Source organism: Streptomyces alkaliphilus, assembly GCF_014141535.1.
GTDB lineage: Bacteria > Actinomycetota > Actinomycetes > Streptomycetales > Streptomycetaceae > Streptomyces > Streptomyces alkaliphilus.
Genome location: NZ_VKHT01000497.1, coordinates 1 through 3,781, shown reverse-complemented (window position 1 = coordinate 3,781; position 3,781 = coordinate 1). Strand labels below are relative to the sequence as shown.

Below are 3,781 nucleotides of genomic sequence, written 5' to 3'. Positions count from 1 at the left end.
CCCCCGCATCCGCGGCCTCCCGGCTCCCCGACGACATCCGTCGGGGAGCCGTTCGGTACCGGGGCGGTACGCCCCCGCCCGGGCGTCACCGGGGGTTGGTGATCCGGTCCCCCGGGTGACGCGGCGTTCGCCGGTAGCGGATGTGCCGGCCCCGTCCCGCATGGAGTGTCAGCCTGGAGGGGTAGGAAGAGAGACACACCCGGAAGCCGGGGCGTCCGCGCCGGTCGAGGGGTTCCCTCCGGTCCGGACGCGCCCCGGCGTTCGCCGTCGGCGTAGCCGGTGCGGGTGGAATCGCCCGGCCCGCGGGAACAACGTCTTCCGGGATCCGGTTGTAACGGATGTCGGCTGTTCGGGCAGGAGGCCAGTGGCCGCGCTCCTCGACGGTGGGGGGTGATCCGGACGGGCGTCGGCAGTTGGAATGAGCGGTCCCGGGCCGCGGGACTAAGCTGCGGAAGGACAGAGAGGGGACCGACCCCTTACTGCCTGACCGCTCTGAGGAGCGATTAACGATGTTCGAGAGGTTCACCGACCGCGCGCGGCGGGTTGTCGTCCTGGCACAGGAAGAAGCCCGGATGCTCAACCACAACTACATCGGCACCGAGCACATCCTCCTGGGGCTGATCCACGAGGGTGAGGGTGTCGCCGCTAAGGCCCTGGAGAGCCTCGGGATCTCGCTTGAGGCGGTCCGCCAGCAGGTCGAGGAGATCATCGGTCAGGGGCAGCAGGCCCCGTCCGGCCACATCCCCTTCACCCCCCGGGCGAAGAAGGTCCTGGAGCTGTCGCTCCGCGAGGCCCTTCAGCTCGGCCACAACTACATCGGCACCGAGCACATCCTGCTCGGCCTGATCCGCGAGGGCGAGGGCGTCGCCGCCCAGGTTCTCGTGAAGCTCGGCGCCGACCTGAACCGGGTGCGTCAGCAGGTCATCCAGTTGCTGTCCGGGTACTCCGGAGGCAAGGAGGCCGCGACCGCCGGCGCCCCCTCCGAGGGCACCCCCTCCACCTCGCTCGTGCTGGACCAGTTCGGCCGCAACCTCACGCAGGCCGCCCGCGAGTCCAAGCTCGACCCGGTCATCGGGCGCGAGAAGGAGATCGAGCGGGTCATGCAGGTGCTGTCCCGCCGCACCAAGAACAACCCCGTGCTGATCGGTGAGCCCGGCGTCGGCAAGACCGCCGTCGTCGAGGGCCTCGCGCAGGCCATCGTCAAGGGCGAGGTGCCCGAGACCCTCAAGGACAAGCACCTCTACACCCTGGACCTGGGCGCGCTGGTGGCCGGTTCCCGGTACCGCGGTGACTTCGAGGAGCGCCTGAAGAAGGTGCTCAAGGAGATCCGCACCCGCGGGGACATCATCCTGTTCATCGACGAGCTGCACACCCTGGTGGGCGCGGGTGCCGCGGAGGGCGCCATCGACGCCGCCAGCATCCTCAAGCCGATGCTGGCCCGCGGTGAGCTGCAGACCATCGGCGCGACCACCCTGGACGAGTACCGCAAGCACCTGGAGAAGGACGCCGCTCTCGAGCGCCGCTTCCAGCCCATCCAGGTCGCCGAGCCCTCGCTGCCGCACACCATCGAGATCCTCAAGGGTCTGCGGGACCGGTACGAGGCCCACCACCGGGTCTCCATCACCGACTCCGCGCTGGTGGCCGCCGCGCAGCTGGCCGACCGGTACATCTCGGACCGCTTCCTGCCGGACAAGGCGATCGACCTGATCGACGAGGCCGGTTCCCGGATGCGCATCCGTCGGATGACCGCGCCGCCGGACCTGCGCGAGTTCGACGAGAAGATCGCGAAGGTCCGGCGCGAGAAGGAGTCCGCGATCGACTCGCAGGACTTCGAGAAGGCCGCCTCGCTGCGCGACGACGAGAAGCAGCTGCTCCAGGCGAAGAACAAGCGGGAGAAGGAGTGGAAGGCCGGCGACATGGACGTCGTCGCCGAGGTGGACGAGGAGCTGATCGCCGAGGTCCTCGCCGCTTCCACCGGCATCCCGGTCTTCAAGCTGACCGAGGAGGAGTCCTCCCGCCTGCTGCGCATGGAGGACGAGCTGCACAAGCGGGTCATCGGCCAGGAGGACGCCATCAAGGCGCTCTCCCAGGCGATCCGGCGCACCCGTGCCGGGCTGAAGGACCCCAAGCGTCCCGGCGGGTCGTTCATCTTCGCCGGCCCCTCGGGCGTCGGCAAGACCGAGCTGTCCAAGACGCTGGCGGAGTTCCTCTTCGGTGACGAGGACGCGCTGATCTCGCTCGACATGTCCGAGTTCGGTGAGAAGCACACCGTCTCCCGGCTGTTCGGCTCCCCGCCCGGCTACGTCGGGTACGAGGAGGGCGGCCAGCTGACCGAGAAGGTGCGCCGCAAGCCGTTCTCCGTGGTCCTCTTCGACGAGGTCGAGAAGGCCCACCCGGACATCTTCAACTCGCTGCTGCAGATCCTGGAGGACGGGCGCCTGACCGACTCCCAGGGCCGGGTCGTCGACTTCAAGAACACGGTCATCATCATGACCACGAACCTCGGCACCCGGGACATCTCCAAGGGCTTCAACATGGGCTTCGCCGTCGCCGGTGACGTGACCACCGGGTACGAGCGGATGAAGGCCAAGGTCAACGAGGAGCTGAAGCAGCACTTCCGGCCGGAGTTCCTGAACCGTGTCGACGACACGGTGGTCTTCCACCAGCTCACCCGCGAGGACATCATCCGGATCGTCGACCTGATGATCGCCCAGGTGGACGAGCGGCTGCGGGACCGGGACATGGGCCTGGAGCTGGACGCGGACGCCAAGCACCTGCTGGCCGAGCGGGGTTACGACCCGGTGCTCGGTGCCCGGCCGCTGCGTCGGACGATCCAGCGGGAGATCGAGGACGTGCTCTCCGAGCGGATCCTCTTCGGTGAGCTTCGACCCGGTCACATCGTGGTCGTCGGCACCGAGGGCGAGGGCAAGGACGCGAAGTTCACCTTCCACGGCAAGGAGAAGCCGGCCCTGCCGGACGCCCCGCCGGTCGGCGCGGGTGCCCGGGGAGCCAACCTCTCCAAGGGACCGAACCTGGCCAAGGAGGCCTGAGCCGGGCCGGGACCCCTCCCGGCACCGCGTGAACGTCGGCCCCCGCACGCCGCAAGGCGTGCGGGGGCCGACGCGTGTTCCGGGGCGGGGACGGGACCGGAGCGCAGGGGCGGTGGAGAGCCCGGGCGAACCCGTCGGGGTGAGTGGTGGGGTCGCGCGGGCAGGCCGGCGGAACAAACCGGGTGGAGGGGTCGGTTACCGTGGAAAAGCGTTGAAAGCCTCGGCGTGACGGCGCGTGGATCCCACGGTCGTGGCACCGTTCCCCGTCCGAGCCGGGGACGAGCGGAAGACGGGAAAGGTGTGACCCCGAGAACAGCACATTCCGAATATCCCGGCGGTATACGTTCCGATGGGCTCCCCGCCGCCCTGTCGGACCCGGCCCGACTGGCCGCCGTGGAGGCGACGGGCCTGATGGATACGGAGGCCGAGCGGGTCTTCGACGACCTGGCCCGGGTGGCGGCCGCGGTGACCGGCTGCGAGCGGGCCTTCATCACCCTGGTCGACGAGCACCGCTCGTTCTGGAAGTCGTGCGTCGGGGTGGACGCCCGGGAGGTGTCCGAGCGCGGAAGCCCGGTGGGGGAGAGTTTCTGCTACTTCCTGGTCGGCCTGGACGGCGAGCCGTTCGTCGTCGAGGACGCCGCCGGGGACCCCCGTACCGTCGGGCATCCCTCGGTGGGGCCGATGCGGATCGGTTCCTGGGCGGGGTATCCCATCAAGGGCTGTCTCTTATA

General features: G+C 69.4%; 2 protein-coding genes. Both read left to right on the top strand.

The features are described 5' to 3' along the window. The first annotated feature begins 509 nt into the window (after positions 1 to 509). Entirely contained in the window at positions 510 to 3,050 is a 2,541-nt protein-coding gene (locus FNQ90_RS15585; RefSeq protein WP_182606935.1) for an ATP-dependent Clp protease ATP-binding subunit, read from the top strand. A 411-nt stretch (positions 3,051 to 3,461) separates the two neighbouring features. After that, the coding region (locus tag FNQ90_RS15580) for a GAF domain-containing protein (protein ID WP_228471245.1) at positions 3,462 to 3,781 on the top strand (320 nt) is incomplete at its 3' end.